12 protein-coding genes are annotated in these 21,309 nt (G+C 71.4%); 9 read left to right on the forward strand and 3 right to left on the reverse strand.

Going from position 1 to position 21,309, the window contains the following annotated elements:
• Nucleotides 1-16: 16 nt before the first annotated feature.
• Both ACFY5C_RS19925 and ACFY5C_RS19930 read left to right on the forward strand, forming a co-directional pair.
• Nucleotides 17-1,693, forward strand: a complete 1,677-nt coding sequence (locus ACFY5C_RS19925; RefSeq protein WP_389445934.1) for a PucR family transcriptional regulator — start codon at nt 17-19, stop codon at nt 1,691-1,693.
• Between the two features lie 399 nt (nt 1,694-2,092).
• Nucleotides 2,093-3,538 carry an aldehyde dehydrogenase family protein gene (locus ACFY5C_RS19930; protein WP_389445937.1) on the forward strand — a complete coding sequence of 482 codons (1,446 nt, stop codon included), beginning with the start codon at nt 2,093-2,095 and terminating at the stop codon, nt 3,536-3,538.
• Between the two features lie 113 nt (nt 3,539-3,651).
• Here ACFY5C_RS19930 and ACFY5C_RS19935 read toward each other — a convergent pair whose 3' ends face one another.
• A complete protein-coding gene (locus tag ACFY5C_RS19935) occupies nt 3,652-6,489 on the reverse strand; it encodes a glycoside hydrolase family 3 C-terminal domain-containing protein (protein WP_389445940.1) in 2,838 nt (945 codons plus the stop codon).
• Nucleotides 6,490-6,833: 344 nt separating this feature from the next.
• On the opposite strand from ACFY5C_RS19935, the gene ACFY5C_RS19940 reads away from it, so the two are divergent.
• From ACFY5C_RS19940 to ACFY5C_RS19970, 7 genes are all read left to right on the forward strand, one after another.
• On the forward strand, nt 6,834-8,528 hold the full coding sequence (locus ACFY5C_RS19940) for an extracellular solute-binding protein (protein ID WP_389445943.1): 1,695 nt from the start codon (nt 6,834-6,836) through the stop codon (nt 8,526-8,528).
• Nucleotides 8,529-8,555: 27 nt separating this feature from the next.
• Complete coding sequence (locus ACFY5C_RS19945) at nt 8,556-9,608, forward strand: ABC transporter permease (RefSeq protein ID WP_389445947.1); 1,053 nt, start codon at nt 8,556-8,558, stop codon at nt 9,606-9,608.
• Complete coding sequence (locus ACFY5C_RS19950) at nt 9,605-10,558, forward strand: carbohydrate ABC transporter permease (protein WP_389445950.1); 954 nt, start codon at nt 9,605-9,607, stop codon at nt 10,556-10,558. The genes ACFY5C_RS19945 and ACFY5C_RS19950 overlap by 4 nt, the downstream gene beginning before the upstream one ends.
• A gap of 149 nt (nt 10,559-10,707) precedes the next feature.
• Complete coding sequence (locus ACFY5C_RS19955) at nt 10,708-12,912, forward strand: WD40/YVTN/BNR-like repeat-containing protein (RefSeq protein ID WP_389445952.1); 2,205 nt, start codon at nt 10,708-10,710, stop codon at nt 12,910-12,912.
• Entirely contained in the window at nt 12,912-14,891 is a 1,980-nt protein-coding gene (locus tag ACFY5C_RS19960; RefSeq protein WP_389445955.1) for a beta-galactosidase, read from the forward strand. Before ACFY5C_RS19955 ends, ACFY5C_RS19960 begins: the two co-directional genes overlap by 1 nt.
• Complete coding sequence (locus ACFY5C_RS19965) at nt 14,888-17,110, forward strand: glycoside hydrolase N-terminal domain-containing protein (RefSeq protein WP_389445958.1); 2,223 nt, start codon at nt 14,888-14,890, stop codon at nt 17,108-17,110. Before ACFY5C_RS19960 ends, ACFY5C_RS19965 begins: the two co-directional genes overlap by 4 nt.
• Before the next feature lie 36 nt (nt 17,111-17,146).
• A complete protein-coding gene (locus tag ACFY5C_RS19970) occupies nt 17,147-17,863 on the forward strand; it encodes a hypothetical protein (protein ID WP_389445961.1) in 717 nt (238 codons plus the stop codon).
• Between the two features lie 36 nt (nt 17,864-17,899).
• Here ACFY5C_RS19970 and ACFY5C_RS19975 read toward each other — a convergent pair whose 3' ends face one another.
• A complete protein-coding gene (locus tag ACFY5C_RS19975) occupies nt 17,900-19,087 on the reverse strand; it encodes a sulfotransferase family protein (RefSeq protein ID WP_389445964.1) in 1,188 nt (395 codons plus the stop codon).
• Nucleotides 19,088-19,194: 107 nt separating this feature from the next.
• Nucleotides 19,195-21,243, reverse strand: coding sequence for a TIM-barrel domain-containing protein (locus tag ACFY5C_RS19980; protein ID WP_389445966.1), 2,049 nt, complete (start codon nt 21,241-21,243; stop codon nt 19,195-19,197).
• Nucleotides 21,244-21,309 lie beyond the last annotated feature (66 nt).

Below are 21,309 nucleotides of genomic sequence, written 5' to 3' on the forward strand. Positions count from 1 at the left end.
CCGATTTGAAGGCCTCATGCCCCCCACGCTCGCCTCGCTCCTCCATCACTCCGCGCTCAAGCTGACCGTGCGGGCGGGCGAGGACCGCCTGGACGTGCCCGTGCGCTGGGTGCACGCCAGTGAGCTCGCCGACCCGGTCCCCTATATGGAGGGCGGGGAACTGCTGCTGATCACCGCGCTCAAGCTGGACGCGGAGAACCCCGAGTCGATGCAGCGCTATGTGCGGCGGCTGGTCGGCGCGGGCGTGGTCGGGCTCGGTTTCGCGGTCGGCGTCAACTACGAGGACATCCCCGAGGCACTCGTCGACGCGGCGGCGCAGGAGGGCATGCCGCTGCTGGAGGTGCCGCGCCGCACGCCCTTCCTCGCCATCAGCAAGGCCGTGTCGGCGGCGATCGCGGCGGACCAGTACCGGGCGGTGACGGCGGGGTTCGCGGCGCAACGGGAACTGACCAAGCAGGCGTTGAACGCCGGGCCGGAAGGGCTGCTGGCCGCGCTGGCCTCGCAGGTCGACGGCTGGGCGGCGCTCTACGACGCGTCCGGTGCCGTCGTCGCGACCGCGCCGGAGTGGGCCGGGCGGCGGGCGGCACGGCTCACGGCGGACGTGGAGCGGCTGCGGGAGCGGCCGGCGCCGGCGTCGTCAGTCGTAGGCGGGCCGGAGAACGAGGACCGGGTCGAGCTGCACACCCTGGGCACGGGGCGCCGGCCCCGCGCCGCGCTGGCCGTGGGCACCGCGGCGGCACTGGGCACGGCGGAGCGGTACGCCGTCCACTCGGCGATCGCGCTGCTGACCCTGACCACCGAGCGGTCGCGCTCGCTGCAGGCGGCCGAGGCGCGGGTGGGCGCGGCGGTGCTGCGCATGCTGCTCGCCGGGGAGCCGGATCATGCGCGGGCGGTGGCCGGGGATCTTTACGGAGGGCTTCTTGACGCGCCCTTCCGGGTGATCGTCGCCGAGGCCGCCTCGGTGTCGGCGGCGCGGGTCGTGGACTCCGGGAGCCGGGTGGCGCTCACCAAGGCGTCCGCCGCGGTGCTGGTCGCCGCCTCCGAGGCGGGCGGCGATCCGCTGGGTGGCCTCACCGAGGTCGTGGAGTCGGCGGCGGCCCGGGCCGGGGAAGCGGTGCTGGTGGTGCCCGAGGGGGAGGGGGACGCGGCGCGGCTGGTGGTGCTCGCGGCGGACGGGGGTGCGGCGGTGACCGCGTGTGCCGACTACGCGGCGGCGTTGGAGGCGGCGCGGACCGGGGCCGTACCGGAGTCGGGGAGCGGCGACGAGGACGAGCTGGTCGTCGGGCTCTCGGCGCCGGCCGGCCCCATCGCCGCGGCGGCCGCGTACAAGCAGGCCGAGCAGGCGCTGTCGGTGGCTCGGCGGCGCGGGCGGGTGTGTGTGGAGCACGAGCAGATGGCGGCGGGGTCGGTGCTGCCGTTGCTCGCGGACGACGCGGTGAAGGCGTTCGCGGACGGGTTGCTGCGGGCGCTGCACGAGCACGACGCGACAGGGCGGGGCGATCTGGTCGCCTCGCTGCGGGCCTGGCTGTCGCGGCACGGGCAGTGGGACGCGGCGGCCGCGGACCTCGGGGTGCACCGGCATACGTTGCGGTACCGGATGCGGCGGGTGGAGGAGATTCTGGGACGCTCGCTGGACGACGCGGACGTACGGATGGAGCTCTGGCTGGCGTTGAAGGCGACGTCGACCGAGTAGGACGGGCCGAGGGGGTCCGGCCGGGTGGGGGCCGGCCGAGCGGGGTCTGGCCGAGTGGGGCTGGGGGCTGAGCGGGTCCGGCCTGGCGGGGCCCACTGTGGAGGGCCGGAGGCAGGACCGCCTGAGCGGGTCCGGCTGGGTAGGGCCGGGGGCCGAGCGGGTCCGGCCTGGCGGGGGCCACCGAGCAGGGCCGGCCGAGCGGGCGGGGCCCGCCGGGCAGGGGTGAAGGCGGGGCCGGGAGAATCCGGTCGGCGATGGGCCGTGCCGCTGCTGTGCCAATCCGGCGAACCCCGGCCCCACACCACTACACCCCGGACAAACGCCCTGCCGTCCCCGCGCCCCTACCGTGGACCACGACACACCAGGACACCCCCTATCGCGGAAGGGCCGGGAATCCATATGACTTCCACCCACGCCTTCTGGCTCGCCGGCCGCCAGGTCAGCGGCGAGGACAGCTTTGATGTGACCTCCCCGTGGGACGGGCGGGTCGTCGGCACGGTGAGCGTGCCGACGGACGCGCAGACCGAGGAGGCCGTGGCCGCCGCGTACGCCGTCCGCGAGGACTTCGCCGCGACCCCGGCCCACGTACGTGCCGCCGCCCTCGACCACGTCAGCAGGCGGCTCGTCGAGCGGACCGAGGAGATCGCCCGGCTGATCTCCGCCGAGAACGGCAAGCCCATGAAGTGGGCCCGCGGCGAGGTCGGCCGTGCCGTGTCCGTGTTCCGGTTCGCGGCCGAGGAGGCCCGGCGGTTCAACGGCGGCGAGGCCCAGCGGCTCGACACCGACCTCGGCGGTCAGGGGCGGCTCGCCTTCACCCGGCGCTTCCCCAAGGGTGTCGTCCTCGGCATCGCGCCCTTCAACTTCCCGCTCAACCTGTGCGCCCACAAGATCGCCCCGGCCATCGCCGCCGGCGCGCCGATCATCCTGAAGCCCGCCCCGGCCACCCCGCTGTCCGGGCTGATCATCGGCGAGCTGCTCGCCGAGACCGAGCTTCCGGCCGGCTCCTGGAGCATCCTGCCGGTGCCGAACGACAAGATGCCCGCCCTGGTCCAGGACGAGCGCCTGCCGGTCATCTCCTTCACCGGCTCCGAGAAGGTCGGCTACGCGATCATGGACTCGGTGCCGCGCAAGCACTGCACCCTGGAGCTGGGCGGCAACGGCGCCGCGGTCGTGCTGGCCGACTTCGCCTCCGACGAGGACCTCGACCGGGCCGCCTCCCGCATCGCCACGTTCTCGAACTACCAGGGCGGCCAGTCCTGCATCTCCGTGCAGCGGGTGATCGCGGACGCGTCCGTGTACGACCGGCTCGTGCCGCGCATCGTCGCCGCCGTCGAGGCCCAGGTCACCGGTGACCCGAGCGACGACGCCACCGACGTCGGCCCGCTGGTCAGCGAGGACGCCGCCAAGCGCGTCGAGACGTGGGTCGAGGAGGCCGTCTCCGCCGGGGCCAGCCTCCTCACCGGCGGCAAGCGCGACGGTGCCTCCTACGCGCCGACCGTCCTCACCGACGTACCGGCCGACGTGACCCTCGCGTGCGAGGAGGTCTTCGGGCCCGTCCTCACCGTGCAGAAGGTCGACGGGGAGGCCGCCGCCTTCGCCGCCGCCAACGACTCCAAGTACGGCCTCCAGGCAGGCGTGTTCACCCACGACCTGCAGACCGCCTTCCGTGCCCACCGCGCCCTCGAGGTCGGCGGCGTCGTCATCGGCGACGTGCCCTCCTACCGCGCCGACCAGATGCCGTACGGCGGCGCCAAGCAGTCCGGCGTGGGCCGTGAGGGCGTGAAGTTCGCGATGGACGACTACACCTACGAGCGCGTGATGGTCCTCACCGGTATCGCACTCTGAGCCACTCGCAGGGCTGGCTAATGGCAACCATTTTCATATAGGATTCCCGAAGGGGCCCGGCACCGATGCCTTCCGGTGCCGGGCCCCTTCCTGCGTCGGCCTGTTCCGGACCCTCAACCGGAGAAGCCGACGTGCGCGAGCCGCAGCGGGCCGCGCAGTCCGAGGTGGACGTCGTGGACGCCGCCGGCGGTGATGCCGGTGCTCACCGTCGTGTAGTCGTACGGGCTCGCATCCGGTGCCCCGGACGTCAGTACGGCGAGCACCGGGCCCCCGTCCAGGGACACCTCGACCACGCCGTCGCCGGAGACCGTGGCCGTCACCTGCGTGACGCCGGCCCCGAAGTCGCAGTGCCGGTAGACCAGTTCGCCCGACTCGCCCCGCGCCGGTGTCACCGCGTCGCCCGACGTCTTCGTACGGTCGACGATCGCGATGCCGCTCTGCTCGTCGAAGTCGGCCGGGTTCAGGCCGCCTCGGAGGACGGGGCGCGGGGCGGGTGCCTCGCCGTCCAGGATCACGGTCGTACGCAGGCGGATGTCCGCACTGGACGCGCCTGCCAGGATCTCGTACGGGCCCGCCTCGCGGCGCCATCCGCCCCGCGCAACGTCCCAGAAGTCGACGGCGGACAGCGGGACTTCGAAGCTCAGCTCCTGCCGCTCGCCGGGAGCCAGCCGCACCCGGCTGTGCGCCACCAGCTCGCGGCGCGGGCGGGGCACCGTCGGGTCCACGGCACGTGTGTAGAGCTGGGCGACCTCGTCGGCCGTCATGTCGCCGGTGTTGGTGACCGTGAAGGAGACCCGCATCGCGTCTGCGTCCACCGCCGTCCGCAGTTCGCCGTACGAGAAGCTCGCGTACGACAGCCCGTGCCCGAACGGGAACAGTGGCGTCCCCTCGAAGTACAGGTACGTCTGGCGGCCGCCGATCACGTCGTAGTCGAGGATGCCGGGCAGGTCTGTGTCGTCGGCGTACCAGGTCTGCGGGAGGCGGCCCGCGGGGGAGACGTCGCCGGCCAGGACCCGGGCCAAGGCGGTGCCGGCCGCCTGGCCGCCGTGGGACGTCCAGAGCACCGCCGAGATCGCGGCAGGGTCGACCGCGTACGGGTAGGCCGACACCAGTGCCAGCACCGTGTTCGGGTTGGCCTCGCGGGCGGCCCGCAGCAGGCGCTCCTGGTGGGCGGGGAGGGCCAGTGTCGTGCGGTCCTCGGTCTCGCGGCCGTTGATGTGCGGGTCGTTGCCCGCGACCACCAGGATCACGTCCGCCTGCGAGGCGACACGCGTCACCGCGTCTTCGCCGGATTCGACGACGACGAGCTCGAAAGCTTCCGGATGCGCTTCGGCAACCCTCGCGCCGTCGGCGGCGACTGAGACGTGGTGACCCGTGCCGAGATGCCGGAGGAGGTGTCCGTTCTCGTGGGGTTCCAGGCGGAACGTCTCCTGGACGACCCAGCCTCCGGGCTGGTCGGCGGAGGCACGGAGGTAGCCGTCCTCGGCGACGGAGAGGTAGCGGCCGTCGGGGGCGCGCAGCGTCAGTACGCCCTCGCCCCAGTCGGCGAGCGCGAGTTCGGTGCCGGTGGGGTCGCAGGTCAGCGGGGGCAGATCGGTACGGCCGGCGAGCAGGGCCGGGTCGAGGGCGCCCTCGGCGCCGCGCACCTCGTCGTCGGCGTCGGCGTCCGGCACGCGCAGGAAGGTTCCGGCCGAGGTCTTGAGCAGGATGCGGTCGACGCCCTCCGCGAACTCCACCCGCTCGGCGCCGAACCGTTCGTACAGGCCCTCCAGTGGGGTGGAGCGGTGGATGAGCGTGCCGCTGTACCAGTCGAGCTTGCACTCGTCGGCGAGCAGGCCGACCACCGCGAGCCGGGTGTCGGGCGCGAGCGGCAGCAGGCCGTCGCTGTTCTTCAGCAGGACGACCGCCTGCTCCGCGGCCTCCTGGGCCAGGGCGCGGTGGGCCGGAGTGTCGAAGTCCTCGGTGAGCGCGTACGGGTCGTACTCCGGGTCGAACTCACCGAGGCGGAAGCGGACCGAGAGCTGACGGCGGATCGCGGTGTCGAGGTCCGCCTCGGTCAGCAGGCCCTGGTCCAGGGCCCCGCGGACCCGCGCGGTGATCTTCGAGCTGTCGGTGCCGTGGTCGGTGAAGCTGTCGACGCCGGCGAGGACCGCTGCCGCCGTGGCCTCCTCGTGGGTGTCGAAGTAGTGCTCGGAGTCGACCAGGTTGGACGGCGCGCCGGCGTCCGAGCAGACCAGGAGGTCTTCGTCGGTCCAGGTGCGCAGGTGCTCGCGCAGATACGGCGAGACATGGTTGGGGCGGCCGTTGACCAGGTTGTAGGCCGGCATCACCCCGGCTGTCGCGCCCGCCTCGACCGCCTCGCGGAAGGCGCGCAGGTCGTACTCGTTGAGGACGCGTGGGCGCACCGACGAGGACGTGACATCGCGCCCCGTCTCGTTGTTGTGGGCCAGCCAGTGCTTGAGGACGGGCGCGGTGCGCCAGTACGTCGGGTGGTCGCCGCGCAGGCCGCGGGTGTACGCGGTGGCGATGGCCGACGTGAGCTTCGGGTCCTCGGAGTAGCCCTCCTCGTTGCGGCCCCACAGGGGGTTGCGCAGGAGGTTGACCGTGGGGGACCAGACGTTCAGGCCCACGCGGTCGTCGCGCGCCCGCATCGCGCGGGTCTCCTTCGAAACGGCCTCGCCGACCCGGCGTACGAGATCGGTGTTCCAGGTCGCGCCGAGGCCGACCGCCTGGGGGAAGACGGTGGCCGGGCCCATCCACGCCACGCCGTGCAGGACCTCCTGCCCGGTGCGGAACGCGGCGATGCCCAGGCGCTCGACGGCGGGCGTGAACTGGTGCAGGAATCCGATCTTCTCGTCGAGGGTGAGCCGCGACAGGAGGTCGTCGATGCGCTTCGTGAACGGCAGTCGCCGATCGCGGAAAGGTGGCGTAGGCGGCGTTTGTGCGGTCACGTGGAGTTCCCCTTGCGGTGGAGCGGCGAGACGCTTTCGAAGCGCTTCGATGCTCATTCGACTCGGGGCGAGTGTCAAGACGTCGACACCGTCACTTCAAGCAATGCATAAGGAAAGGTCCCCTCCGACACCTCGGAGGAATCTTGGGAGCGACCCTTGTGCACCCATGGGTGTTCACTTAACCTCGCAGCAACATCGAAGCGCTTCGACGACGAATTCACCCGGATCTCTCGGATCTCGTCGCAATGGTCGGAGGACCGCTTCAGCTCAGCCAGTTCCACTTACGACACCGCAGCCGACGGCCCACCGCCGGGTGTCCAGGTGCGCCATGAAGGGTTGACGCAATGACGCCGAACGCCGACTCAGCCTCCTTTGGACCCAGCCGGAGAAGCTTCCTCGCCTCCACGGCGGTCGCCACCGCAGCGGTGGCCGGTGGGATGCCGCTGCTCGCCTCCTGCGGCGGTTCGGACAGCGGTTCGCGTGAGGGGACCACGTCGGGCAAGGACGCCGAGAAGATCCTGCCGGCGTACGTGGCCGGCAACGTGGTGACGCCGGACATCCCCGCGAAGAACGGCTCCGCGGTCGGCTTCACCAGCAAGGTGGACCTCGCCACCCTGAAGACGTCGGTGCCGAAGAAGCTGGGCAAGGGCGGCAAGGTCACCGTCATGTCGCCGTTCTGGGGCTCGCCGCCGAAGGGCGACAACGCCTACTACACGGCGATGAACGACCTGACCGGCGTCGACGTCCGCTGGCAGAACCAGGACGGCAACACCTACGACCAGAAGCTGGGCGCGGTGCTCGCCTCCAGCGACGTCCCCGACGTGGTCGTCATACCCGGCTGGAACATGGGCGGGAAGATACCCAGCGCCATCATCGGCAAGTTCGCCGACCTCGGGCCCTACCTGTCGGGCGACGCGGTCAAGGAGTACCCGAACCTCGCCGCGATCCCGACGGACGCGTGGCAGCGCTCCATCTTCGGCGGCAAGCTGCGCGGTCTGCCGATGCCGGCGTCGTACGTCCCCAACATCGTGCCCTTCTACCGCAAGGACATCTTCGACAAGGAGGGGTACGAGGTCCCCACCTCCGGCGACGAGTTCATGGCGCTGGCCAAGGACATCACCGACGCCAAGGCCAAGCGGTGGGCGTGCGGCGACATGAAGTGGACCGCCTTCCACGCCTTCGGGGTGCTGTCCGGCAGCGAGAAGGCGCTCGGCTGGAACCTCGTCGACGGCAAGCTGGTCTACCGGGCGGAGACCGAGGAGTACCTCGAGGCCCTGGAGTGGACCCGCAAGCTGTTCGCCGCCGGGGTCGTCCACCCCGACTTCAAGCTCGGCAAGAGCCAGGCCGTGGACCCCAGCACCAAGTTCGCGGCCGGGGAGTTCCTGATCTACAACAACGACATCTCCAGCTGGTGGGGGCAGCAGGCCGTCCAGGCCGCCCAGAACCCCGACTTCGAGATCTGGGGCATGGACATCTTCGGCCACGCCGGCGGCGCCCCGACGCTCTACGCCACGAACCCCGCCAACATCTTCGCCTTCGTCAGCAAGAACGCCTCCGAGGCCGTCATCCGCGATGTCCTCGCGGTCGCCAACGTGACCGCGGCGCCGTACGGCACGAAGGAGTACATGCTCACCAACTATGGGGTCGAGGGCACCCACTACACGGTCAAGGACGGCGTGCCGACCAAGAACGACAAGGGCAACATCGAGGTCGTCAACGCCTACGTCATGGTCGCCGGCCCCGCCCCCACCATCGCCCGCCCGGACTTCCCGGACATCGGCAAGGGCGCCGTCGAGTGGCAGCAGCGGATGGGCGCCGTCACCAAGAAGACGCCGTTCTACGGCATGCAGATCACCGAGCCGACCCGCTACACCAACCTCTCCAACGACTTCGAGCAGCTCGAGGACGACGTCGTGCGCGGCCGCAAGAAGATCAGCGACGTGCAGCAGGCCGTCTCCGACTGGAAGAGCAAGGGCGGCGACAAGCTGCGCGACTGGTACCGGAAGATCCTCGACGACAACGGCAGCGCGGCCAACTGATCCGGGGTTCGAGGCAAGGAGACGGCCGTGTCCCACAGCACGGTGCCTCGCAGCAGTGCCGAGGCGCAGAGGAAGACCCCGAGCAAGCGGACTCCGGCGGTGTCCGGCGGCGCCACCGCCCCCGCCGGGCGGGGCGGCAAGACCCCCTCGGGGAAGCTGAGCTTCAGGGTCCGGTTCAGACGTGACCGCCTGCTGCTCCTGATGACGCTGCCGGCCGTCGCGCTGGTGCTGCTGTTCAACTACGTACCGATCCTCGGCAACGTCGTCGCGTTCCAGGAGTACGACCCCTACATCAGCGACAACGGCGTCGTCTCCATCCTGAACAGCCCCTTCGTGGGCCTGGAGAACTTCCAGCGGATCTTCGAGGACTCGGCCTTCTGGAACGCCGTCCAGAACACGCTGATCCTCTTCTTCCTCCAGCTCGTGCTGTTCTTCCCCATCCCGATCCTGCTCGCCCTGCTCATCAACAGCGTGGTCAGGCCCCGGATACGGGCGGTCTCGCAGGCGATCCTCTATCTGCCGCACTTCTTCTCGTGGGTGCTGGTCATCGCCGTCTTCCAGCAACTGTTCGGCGGCGCCGGGATCTTCTCCCAACTGCTGCGCCGGCACGGGTACGACGGCTTCGACTTCATGACCGACCCGAACACCTTCCCGCTGCTGATCACCGCGCAGAGCGTATGGAAGGACGCCGGCTGGGGGATCATCGTCTTCCTCGCCGCGCTCGCCTCGGTCAGCCCGGACCTGTACGAGGCCGCCGCGATGGACGGCGCCGGGCGCTGGCGCCGTATGTGGCACGTCACCCTGCCCGCGCTGCGGCCGGTGATCGCCCTGCTGCTGGTGCTGCGGGTCGGTGACGCGCTGACGGTCGGGTTCGAACAGATCCTGCTGCAACGGGACATGGTCGGGCCGGGCGCCGCGGAGGTCCTCGACACCTTCGTGTGGTGGAACGGCGTGCGCAACCAGGACTTCAGCTATGCGGCCGCCGCAGGTCTCGTCAAGGGCGTCGTCAGCCTCGGACTGGTCCTCGCCGCGAACAAGGTGGCCCATCTCATGGGCGAGCAGGGGGTGTACAAGAAGTGAGCGCCGTGATCGACGAGCCCGCGCGGCTCGACAAGCAGGTGCGCAAGCCCGGCTGGTGGGAGGCGCCGCCTCGGCCCAGCTGGGAGGAGGAGCCCTCCAGGGCCGGCCTCGCGGGCAAGGGCCTGGCCCTGACGCTGGCCTGCCTCGGGATTCTCTTCCCGCTGTGGATCGTGGTCGTCACCAGCCTCTCCTCGCGCAGGACGATCGACGAGGCGGGCGGGCTGGTGATGGTGCCGAAGGACATCACCTTCATCGCCTACACGGAACTGCTGAGCGGCGGACAGGTCACCCGCGCGGCGGTCATCAGCGTCCTCGTCACCCTTGTCGGCACGCTGTTCTCGATGGCGGTGTCCGTGCTGTGTGCCTACGGGCTGTCCCGCAGCGGGTCGCTCGGGCACCGGTGGATCCTGATGACGCTGCTGGCGACGATGTTCTTCAGCGCCGGGCTCATCCCGACGTATCTGCTGGTGCAGACCCTCGGGCTGACGGATTCCTATCTGGCGCTGATCCTGCCGAGCGCCGTGAGCGTGTTCAACATCCTTGTGCTGCGCGGGTTCTTCACGGGGATCTCGCAGGAACTCGTCGACAGCGCGCGCATCGACGGCGCCGGTGACTTCCGGATTCTGTGGCAGATCGTCATGCCGCTGTCGCGAGCCGTCATCGCGGTGATCACGTTGTTCTACGCGGTCGGGTACTGGAGCGCGTGGTTTAACGCGTCGCTGTACCTGAACGACCAGGACATGATGCCGCTGCAGAACGTCATGATCCAGCTGGTCCAGAAGCAGGAAGCGCCCGTCGGTCTCGGGCAGGCCATCAAGACGGGGCAATTGTCGGGGCTGGCCGTGCAGATGGCCGTCATGGTGATGGCTCTGCTGCCGGTGGCCGTGCTTTCCCCCTTCGTCCAGAGGCATTTCAAGAAGGGCATGCTCACGGGCGCGGTCAAGGGTTAGTCGGCGCCCACTCGACCGTGTGCTTCGGCCGGTCGGCGGCTGCGGGTTGTCCTCGGCCGGTCGCGCCCACGCGGCGGAGCCGCACCTCGACACGGTCCCGCGCCCCTTTGGTGTCTCCACTCCCCCCAGTTGCAGAACGAGGTCAGTTCATGCGTAGGTCCAGCCCGAGTAGAAGAGCCGTCCTCACCGGAACCGCGGCCGCTGCCGCGCTCACCGCCCTTCCGCCCCTCGCAGGGCAGGCGTCCGCCGCCGAGCCCGCTGTCGCCGCCGGCCAGGCGTACCGCTGGCGCAACGCCGTCATGGGCGGCACCGGCTTCGTCACCGGCGTTCTCTTCCACCCTGCCGTGCGCGGCCTCGCCTACGCCCGTACCGACATCGGCGGTGCCTACCGCTGGGACGACCGGGCCGCCCGCTGGACCCCGCTGACCGACCACCTCGGCTGGGACGACTGGAACCTCCTCGGCGTCGAGGCCATCGCCGTCGACCCCGCCCACCCGAACCGGCTGTACCTCGCCCTGGGCACCTACGCCCAGTCCTGGGCCGGCAACGGAGCCGTGCTGCGCTCCGAGGACCGCGGGGTCACCTGGCAGCGCACCGACCTCACCGTGAAGCTCGGCGCCAACGAGGACGGGCGTGGCTGTGGTGAGCGGCTGCTCGTCGATCCGCGGGACAGTGACACCCTGTGGCTCGGCACCCGGCACGACGGACTTCTCAAGTCGGCCGACCGGGGCGCCACTTGGCGGACGGCGACGTTCCCGGCGGCCCCCGCCGCCACCGGCCAGGGGGTGACGCTCCTCGTCGCGGCCGGCCGTACCGTCTACGCCGGCTGGGGCGACTCCGACGGCGGCGCCGACAAGCCCAGCCTGTACCGCACGTCCGACGGCACGACCTGGGAGCCCGTCCCCGGCCGGCCCACCGGAGCCGCCGCCAAGGTCCCGGTCCGCGCCGCGTACGACCGCCACACCCGCGAGCTGTACGTGACGTACGCCGACGCGCCCGGCCCCAACGGCCAGTCCGACGGCAGTGTGCACAAGCTGCGGACGACGGACGGCAAGTGGACCGAGGTCACACCGGTGAAGCCCGGCGGCACCGACACCTTCGGCTACGGCGGCGTCGCCGTCGACGCCGCCCGCCCCGGCACGGTCGTGGTCTCCACCAACAACCGCTGGGCCGACATCGACACCGTGTACCGGACCACCGACGGCGGTCGCACCTGGACGTCGTTGAAGGACACGGCCGTCCTCGACGTCTCCGAGACGCCGTACCTCAAGTGGGGTGCCGAGCAGCCCAAGTTCGGCTGGTGGATCCAGGCGGTCGCGCTCGACCCGTACGACTCCGGGCACCTCGTGTACGGCACCGGCGCGACCCTCTACGGCACCCGCGACCTGGTGCACTGGGCCCCGCAGATCCGGGGCCTGGAGGAGACGTCCGTCCGGCAGCTGATCTCGCCGCCGGCCGGGAAGGCGCACCTCATCAGCGGCAACGGGGACATCGGCGTGATGTACCACGAATCGCTCACCGCGTCCCCGGCGCGCGGCATGGCCGCCAATCCCGTGTTCGGGACCTCCACCGGGCTCGCGCAGGCCGCGGCCAGGCCGTCGTACGTAGTCCGTACCGGCTGGGGCGACAACGGCAACGGCGCCCACTCGAACGACGGCGGGCAGACCTGGGCGCCCTTCGAGACCCAGCCCGCCATCGCCAAGGACGCGCCCGGGCCGATCGCCACCAACGCCGACGGCAGCGTGCTGCTGTGGTCCTTCGTGCACTGGGACGGCACCCCCTACCCGGCGCAGCGCTCCGCCGACAACGGCGCCACCTGGGCCGAGGTCACCTCCTTCCCGAAGGGGGCCACCCCGGTCGCGGACCCCGTGGACCCCGACACCTTCTACGCCTTCGACACCGCCACCGGCACGCTCCACGCCAGCACCGACGGCGGTGTGACCTTCACTGCGCGGGCCGGCGGGCTGAACTCCGGTGACAAGGAATTCCAGCTGGCCGTGGCACCCGGCCGGTCCGGTGATCTGTGGCTGAGCCTCAAGTGGAACGGGTTGTACCGCTCCACCGACGGCGGTGCGGCCTTCACCAAGGTCGGCAGCTGCTGGGCCTCGTACACCCTCGGCTTCGGCAAGGCCGCCGAGGGCGCCCCCTACCCGGCGGTCTACATGGTCGGCTCCACCGAGAGCACCACCGCCGTCCATCGCTCCGACGACGAGGCGAGGACCTGGGTGCGGATCAACGACGACCGGCGCCAATGGGGCTGGATCGGCGCGGCCGTCACCGGTGACCCGCGCATTCACGGCCGGGTCTACCTCGCCACCAACGGCCGGGGCGTCCAGTACGGGGAGCCGGTCTGATGCCCGGCATGAGTGACGCCACCCGCGGCAGCATCCTCTTCGGCGGCGACTACAACCCCGAGCAGTGGCCCGAGGAGACCTGGCACGAGGACGTCCGTCTGATGAAGGAGGCCGGAGTCAACTCGGTCACCCTCGGCGTGTTCTCCTGGGCCAGACTCGAACCACGTCCAGGCGTGCGGGAGTTCGGCTGGCTGGACCGGCTGATGGACCTGATGCACGCGGGCGGCATCGGTGTCGTCCTCGCCACCCCCACCTCCTCGCCCCCGCCCTGGCTGGGCCGGCTGCACCCCGAGACGCTCCCGCGCGACGAGGACGGCCGGACCGAGTGGTGGGGATCCCGCCAGCACTTCTCCCACTCCAGCGCGACGTACCGCAGCTACGCCGCCGCCATCACCGAGGACCTCGCCGCCCGCTACGCCGGTCACCCGGCCCTGCGGATGTGGCACATCAACAACGAGTACTGCACCTACGACTGGGGTGCCGAGGCCGAAGCCGCCTTCCGCCGCTGGCTCCAGGACAGGTACGGCACGCTCGACGCCCTCAACGAGGCCTGGGGCACCGCCTTCTGGAGCCAGGGGTACGGCGACTGGTACGAGGTCCTGCCGCCGCGCCGCGCGCACTACATGAAGAACCCCACGCAGGTTCTCGACTTCCGGCGGTTCACGTCCGACGCGCTGCTGGAGTGCTATCTCGCCGAACGTGACATCGTCGCCCGGCACAGCCCGGACATCCCGGTGACGACCAACTTCATGCCGTTCTGGCAGGGGCAGGACGCCTGGCAGTGGGCCGAGCGGGAGGACGTCGTCTCGGTCGACGTCTACCCCGATCCGCGCGATCCGTTCGGCGGACAGCAGGGCGCGCTCGTCCATGACATGACCCGCTCGCAGGCCCGCGGCGGCCCCTGGATGGTCATGGAGCAGGCGGCGGGGCCGGTCAACTGGCGCGGGGTCAACCACCCCAAGCCCGCCGGCCTCAACCGCCTGTGGTCCCTCCAGGCCGTGGCCCGCGGCGCCGACGCCGTCTGCTACTTCCAGTGGCGGCAGTCCCGGCAGGGCTCGGAGAAGTTCCACTCGGGGATGGTCAGCCACGCGGGCGAGCAGGGCCGTACGTACCAGGAGGTCAAGCGCATCGGCGCCGAACTGGCAGTGCTGAGCGGGAAGGTGGCCGACACCCGCGTCGAGGCCGCCGAGGTCGCCGTACTCCTCGACTGGAACGCCTGGTGGGCGAGCCGGCAGGACGGCCGGCTGTCCTGCGAGGTCGACTACCCGCAGATCGTCCGCGCCTGGCACCGCGCCCTCTGGGAGGCGCACACCGTCGCGGACTTCGCCCACCCCGAGCACGACCTGTCCGCCTACAAGCTGGTCGTCGTCCCCCAGCTGTACCTGATGACGGACGCGGCCATCGACCACCTCGTGGCCTACGCCGAGAACGGTGGCACTCTCGTCGCCGGCTTCCAGACCGGCATCGCCGACGAGGACGACCGTGTGCGCCCCGGCGGCATGGACGTACGGCTGCGCGAGCTGTTCGGCATCCGCACGCTGCACGAATGGTGGCCGCTCGACGCGGGGGAGAAGGCCGACGTCGAGGGCTTCCACGGCACCCTGTGGTCCGAGGAGATCGAGGCGGCGGACGACGTGGACGCGGTGACGCCCTACAAGGGCGGCGAGCTGGACGGACTGCCGGCCGTCCTGCGCAAGGGCCGCGCCTGGTACGTGTCCACCCTCCCCGAGCCGCACGCTTTGCGCACCCTGCTCGCCGACATCGCGACGGGGGCGGGCGTACGACCGGCCCTCGCCGGACTTCCGGCGGGCGTGGAGGCGGTACGGCGGGGCGGCCTGCTGTTCCTTCTGAACCACGGCCGCGACACAGTCACCGCGCCCGTGCCCGGCCGCCACCGCGACCTGCTGACCGGCACGGACGTCACCGACTCGGTGGAGCTGGGACGGTACGGGGTCGCCGTACTGGAGGCCGCCTCATGAGCGGGCCGGTGCACGGCACCTGGGAGCCCGCCCCCGCCGCCAGCTGGGAGGACGCCTTCCTCAGTGGGAACGGCCGACACGGCGTCATGGTGTTCGGTGATCCGAACGTCGACCGGATCATCGTCAACCACCACACCCTGGTCCGCCCCAACGGCGGCGAACACGCCCGTCCACCTGCCCTGGCCGCCGAACTCCCGCACCTTCAGGACCGGCTGCTCGCGGGGGACGTCACCGCGGCCGAGCGCTTCACCGACGGGCGGGAGCTGCAGTGGGTGCAGCCCTTCCACCCCGCCTTCCAGCTGCGACTGCGCCGCCCGGCGGTCGAGGAGCGCGGGGACCACCACCGCTCGGTCGACTTCACCACCGGCGTCTGCTCGGCCCGGCACGGCGGTTGGCGGAGCCGGGTCTTCGTCTCCCGAGCCGACGACGTCATCGTCCAGTACGTCACCGAACCCGGCCTCACCCTCGACGTCACCCTGGATCACCAGCTTCCGGGCGCCCCGTACGGCTTGGCGGTCGGACACAGCGCCGTGCTCACCGCCGAGGGCGCGCTCCTCACCCTGCGCGCCCGTTACCCCGGAAGCGACCGCGCGTACACGGGCGTCACCCTCGCCGTGGTCACGGGCGGCAGCACCCGCACCTCCCTGCCGGGCCTGCGTATCGAGAACGCCCGTTCGCTGCTGCTCCTCACCCGCGTCCGGCGCCACACCGGCGAGCTGGACGCCCTCGCCGAGGCGCGGGCACTGCGCGCCCTGCTGCCCGACGGCGACGAGGACCCGTACGACCGCCTCCTCACCCGCCACGCCGACCTGCACCGCCCCGCCTACCTCCGCGCCGGCCTCGACCTCGGCGCCGACGCGGCCGAACGGGCCCTGCCCGGCTCCGGCCTGGTCAGCCGCCCGAAGAGCCCCGCCCTCCTGGAACGCCTCTTCGCGGCCGGCCGCTACCACCTGCTCTCCGCCGCCGGGATGCTGCCGCCACGGCTGACCGGTCTGTGGACCGGAGACTGGAACACGGCCTGGTCGGGCGCGTTCACCACCGACGCCAACCTCAACCTCCAGACAGCGTCGGCCGCCGCGGCAGCGCTCCCGGAGGTGACCGAGGCCCATGCCTGCCTCGTCCAAGCCCAGTTGGACCACTGGCGGGACAACGCCCGCGCGATCTTCGGCACCCGTGGCGTCGTCGCCCCCGCCCACACCGACGGCGAGTCCGGTCACATCCACCACTTCAGCCGCGAGTACCCCCTGCACCTTTGGACAGCCGGCGCCGACTGGCTGCTCAAGCCGCTCGTCGACCACGACGAGGCACGCGGTGAGCGTGACCCGCGCACGGCCGCGGCCCTCGCCGAAGTCGCCCGGTTCTACGAGGATTTCCTCACCCGCACCGACGAGAACGGCCACCTGGTCGTGGTCCCGTCCTACTCACCCGAGAACCGCCCGGCCAACGCGAGCTGGGGCACCGTCAACGCGGCCATGGACCTCTCGGCGGCCCGCCACGCGCTGCTCACCGCCGCCGGCTACCACCCGGACACCCCGGACGCCGCCCGCTGGCGCGCCCTCGCCGACCGCCTCCCTCCGCACCGGATCAACGCGGACGGCGCCCTCGCCGAATGGGCCTGGCCGGGCCTGGAGGACACGTACGACCACCGCCACCTCAGCCACCTCTACGGCGTCTGGCCGCTCGACGAGATCACCCCCTACGACACCCCCGCCCTCGCCGCGGCCGCCCACCGCGCCCTCGAACTGCGCGGCGCCGAGAACGACTCCGCGCACGGCCATCTCCACCACGCCCTCGTCGCGGCCCGCCTCCGGGACGGCGATCGGGTCGCCCACGCACTCGGCCAGGTCCTGGGCGGCGACTTCTTCCACGCCTCCCTGATGAGCGCCCACTACCCGAACCGCGACGTCTACAACGCGGACGCCGCGCACACCCTGCCCGCCGTGCTGATCGAGATGCTCGTGCAGTCGGCCCCGGACCGGCTGGTCCTGCTGCCCGCCGTGCCGCCCAGCCTCCCCGAGGGCCGCCTTCGGGGCGTACGCACGCGGTTCGGCGCGGAGGTCGACCTGACCTGGACGCCCGACGGCGCCACGGCGGTCCTGAAGCCGTCCCGCGCCGCCCGTATCGAACTCCGGACTTCCTCCGGCGACGGCGACGGCGACGCACGACCGCTCGACCTCGTCGCCGGAGAAGACCACGTCCTCAGCCTCGGGGCGTGGTAACCCCCGCAACTCCCCCCACCCATGGAAAGGGACACCATGGCAAAGACCGCACTGCGCAAGATCACCATGGCCGTACTGGCCCCGGCGATGGCCCTCGGCGCCACCGTCGGGCTCGCCTCCGCCCCCGCCTCGGCCGCCGTCTGGAACTCCTGCGACCAGTGGGGCAACACCAGCCTGAACGGCTACACGCTCTACAACAACATCTGGGGCTCCGGCGCCGGCAGCCAGTGCATCTGGGCCAACTCCGGTACCAACTGGGGTGTCTGGGCCAACCACCCGAACACCGGCGGCATCAAGTCCTACCCGAACTCCAAGAAGGTGATCAACAAGACGATCGCCTCCCTCGGCTCGCTCACCAGCAGCTACAACGTCACCGTGCCGTCGTCCGGCGCGTACAACACGTCGTACGACATCTGGGACACCGACTACGACTACGAGATCATGCTCTGGGTCAACTACAACGGCGCTGTCGGCCCGCTCGGCACCTCGCAGGGCAACGTCACGCTCGGCGGTCACACCTGGACCGTCTACAAGGGCAACAACGGCGCGAACGAGGTCTTCTCGTTCCTGCGGACGTCCGACTCCACCTCGGGCAGCATCAACATCAAGCCGATCCTCAGCTGGATCGCGGGCACCAAGGGCTGGATGTCCAGCAGCGAGACCATCGGCGACGTGCAGTTCGGCTACGAGATCACCTCGTCGTCCGGCGGGCTCGACTTCGCCACCAACAACCTGACCGTCAGCAGCAGCTGACGTGCCGGGAGGGCCGGGGCCGGTCCGCGTCTCGCCTCAGGCGCGGTCGACCTCGGCCCGCAGCGCGTTGTAGTCCGCGAAGGCGTCCTCCACCGCGGCCCGGGTCAGGCCGTAGCGGGCCAGGTCGTAGCGGTGCGGCCGGGTGCCCTTCGGGCGGGCGACGGCACCGGCCAGCCGGGCGGCCTCGGTGGCGGTCCAGCGGGCGCCGACCGCGTCGTAGAGCTTCGGGGCACCCGTGGCGGGCTCGGCGCCGAGCCAGGAGTACGGGGCGTCCACCACCGCCTCGCGGGGGAGGGCGGCACGGGCCGCGAGGCCGCGTCGCATGGCACGGCTCAGCAGGCCGGACCAGGTGGCGCCGATGCCGTGCAGGTCGAGGGGGCGGGTGCTGACGGCCATGCCGTGCTCGATCAGGCTGCAGAAGGAGGCCACGGCGGTGACCGGATCGCGGTGGCACCACACGATCGTGGCGTCCGGGAACACCGCGTGCAGCGCGTCGAGGTTGCCCAGGTGCAGCGGGGACTTGAGGATCCAGCGGCGCCGCGGACGGCCGTACTGCAGGACCTGGAACACCTGCTTGAGGTACCGGTAGTCGTCGGTGAAGTCCCGCTCGCGGTACCACTGCACGTACTGCGGTATCAGCACCTGCGACAGCGGCATCAGGGCGTGCGGCAGGGCGAAAGTGCACTCCTCCGGGCCCTCGGCGGCCATCGCGTGGATGTCGCGGAAGCGCGGCGCGAACAGGTTCGTTCCCTGGACCATACGGCGGCCTGCCGTGACCGCCTTCCGGCGCTCGCGGGGCGACGGCTCCAGGCCGGGGGTGAGCAGTTCCCACAGCAGGGGGCCGCGGTGCTCGGCCGAGAGCGAGAGTACGGCGTGCGTGACGGTGGTCGCGGTGCGCGGCAGGCCCACGACGAAGACCGGCTTCTCGATCGGTTCCCGCTCGATCTCCGGGTGCTCGGCGATCAGCCCACGCACCCGCGCCCGGTTGGCGAGATGCCGGCGCACGAAGACCTGAGCGGACTGCCAGCCGACCGGCGTGAGGTTCTCGGCCCCGGCCCACCAGCGCAGCAGCAACCGGAAGTCGTCGACGAACTGCCGGTCTCCCTTCGCCTCTCCCGTCTCCACGACGATCCGGTCGAAGATCCGGTCGGGCCCGCGACGGGATCCGAAGCCCGGCCGCAGCAGCTGGTTGGCGAGAGTGAGGGCGAGCGGAGGCGAGGACACGCGGCGACTCTATCCCGATGAACTGACGTGCTGGACAAGCAAGTTGGGCAAGCGGCCGAGGGGGTGGCCGGAAGACCTCCACCGTCCGGCCACCCCCTCCGGCACGGCTACTGAGCTACGGGCAGCCGTGCCCCGTCCCGCAGAAACAGCGGGATGCGGTCCAGCGGGGCGTCGACCGACACGGCCGCGCCGCCCTCGTACGTCTCCCCGGTCCACGCGTCCGTCCAGCGCGCGCCCGCGGGGAGATATGCCGTCCACGTCGTCGCGCCCGCCGTCAGCACCGGGGCGACGAGCAGGTCGCGGCCGAAGAGGTAGGCGTCGTCGACCGACCAGGCCGCCGGGTCGTCCGGGAACTCCAGGAACAGCGGCCGCATCACCGGCAGGCCCTCCTCGTGGGCCTCGCGCATGACCTGAAGGACGTACGGCTTGAGGCGCTCGCGCAGCCGCAGGTACTTCTCCAGGATCGGGGCCACCTCCTCGCCGTACGACCACACCTCGTTCGGGCCGCCGGTCATCTCCGGGCCGAGCGGCATGCCCGGGTCGCGGAAACCGTGCAGACGCATCAGCGGGGACAGTGCGCCGAACTGGAACCAGCGGACCATGACCTCGCGGTACGCCGGGTCGTCCGGGTCGCCGCCGTGGAAGCCGCCGATGTCCGTGTTCCACCAGGGGATGCCGGACAGTGCGGTGTTGAGGCCGGCCGCGAGCTGGCGGCGCAGGGTCGGGAAGTCGGTGCCGATGTCGCCGGACCACAGGGCGGCGCCGTAGCGCTGACTGCCCGCCCACGCCGAGCGGTTGAGGGTGATGACCTCCTCACCCTGGGCCCGCAGGCCCTCGTGGAAGGTGCGGGAGTTCTCGGCCGGGTAGCAGTTGCCGACCTCAAGGCCCGGCCCCGTCCAGTAGCGCAGGTTCTCCTGGAAGCCCGGCTTCAGCTCCGGCTCGCAGGCATCCAGCCAGAAGGCCGTGATGCCGTACGGGACGACGTAGTTGTCGCGCACCTTCGACCACACGAACTCACGCGCGTTTGGGTTCGTGGCGTCGTAGAACGCCACCTGGACCGTGGAGGCCACCTCCTTGTCGGGCCAGTCGGCGTGTGCCATCGGGCCGTACTGGGTGCCGATGAAGTAGCCGCGCTGCTCCATCAGGGCGTGGTTCTCGCTCAGCGGAGACACCGACGGCCATACGCTGACCACCAACTTGACGCCCAGCTCGTCCAGTTCCCGGACCATGGCCGCCGGGTCGGGCCACTCCGCCGGGTCGAACTTCCAGTCGCCCAGGTGCGTCCAGTGGAAGAAGTCGCAGACGATCGCCGACAGGGGCAGGCCCCGGCGCTTGTACTCCCTTGCCACCGCGAGGAGTTCGTCCTGTGTGCGGTAGCGCAGCTTGCACTGCCAGAATCCGGCCGCCCACTCCGGCAGCATCGGTGTGCGGCCCGTCACCGCGCTGTAGCGCCGCTGGCCGTCGGCCGGGCCGCCCGCGGTGATCCAGTAGTCGATCTGGCGGGCCGAGTCGGCGACCCACCGGGTGCCGTTGTGCGCGAGCTCCACGCGGCCGATCGCCGGGTTGTTCCACAGCAGGGTGTAGCCACGGCTGGAGGACAGCACCGGGATGCCGACCTCGGCGTTGCGCTGGACGAGGTCGAGGACCAGGCCCTTCTGGTCGAGGCGGCCGTGCTGGTGCTGGCCGAGGCCGTACAGCTTCTCGTCGTCGTACGCGGCGAAGCGCTGCTCCAGGCGGTGGTGGCCGTTGCCGACGGCGGTGTAGAGACGCGGGCCGGGCCACCAGAAGTGGGCGCGCTCCTCGGCGAGCACCTCCTCGCCGTCCTCGGTGCGCAGGAACCGGATCAGGCCCTCGGCGTCGACCTCGACGGTCAGGGCGCCGACGGTCAGCGTGCCCAGCCCGTCCTCGATCTTGACGGCGGACTCGGTGGGCGGGGCGGCCTCCAGGAGCGCGCCCGGCAGTCCTTCGAGCACCGGCCCACCGAGCCGGGCACGCACCCGGACCGCGTCCGGACCCCACGGCTCGACACGTACGGTCTCCTGGCGGCCGCTCCACTCCAGCGCGCCGTCCCGCTCGCGGAACGTGCCGACGGTCGGGGACGACTGCGCGAGGCTGACCGTGCCTGGCTGGGGCTGGTTCTCGGCAGGCTGATTCACGAGGTGTGCTCCTCAGGAGGGCAGCGAATGCAGACATGGGGGTGCCCGGCGAGGGCACGGCGGTGA

Source organism: Streptomyces sp. NPDC012935 (assembly GCF_042900345.1).
In the GTDB taxonomy this organism is placed as follows: Bacteria; Actinomycetota; Actinomycetes; order Streptomycetales; family Streptomycetaceae; genus Streptomyces.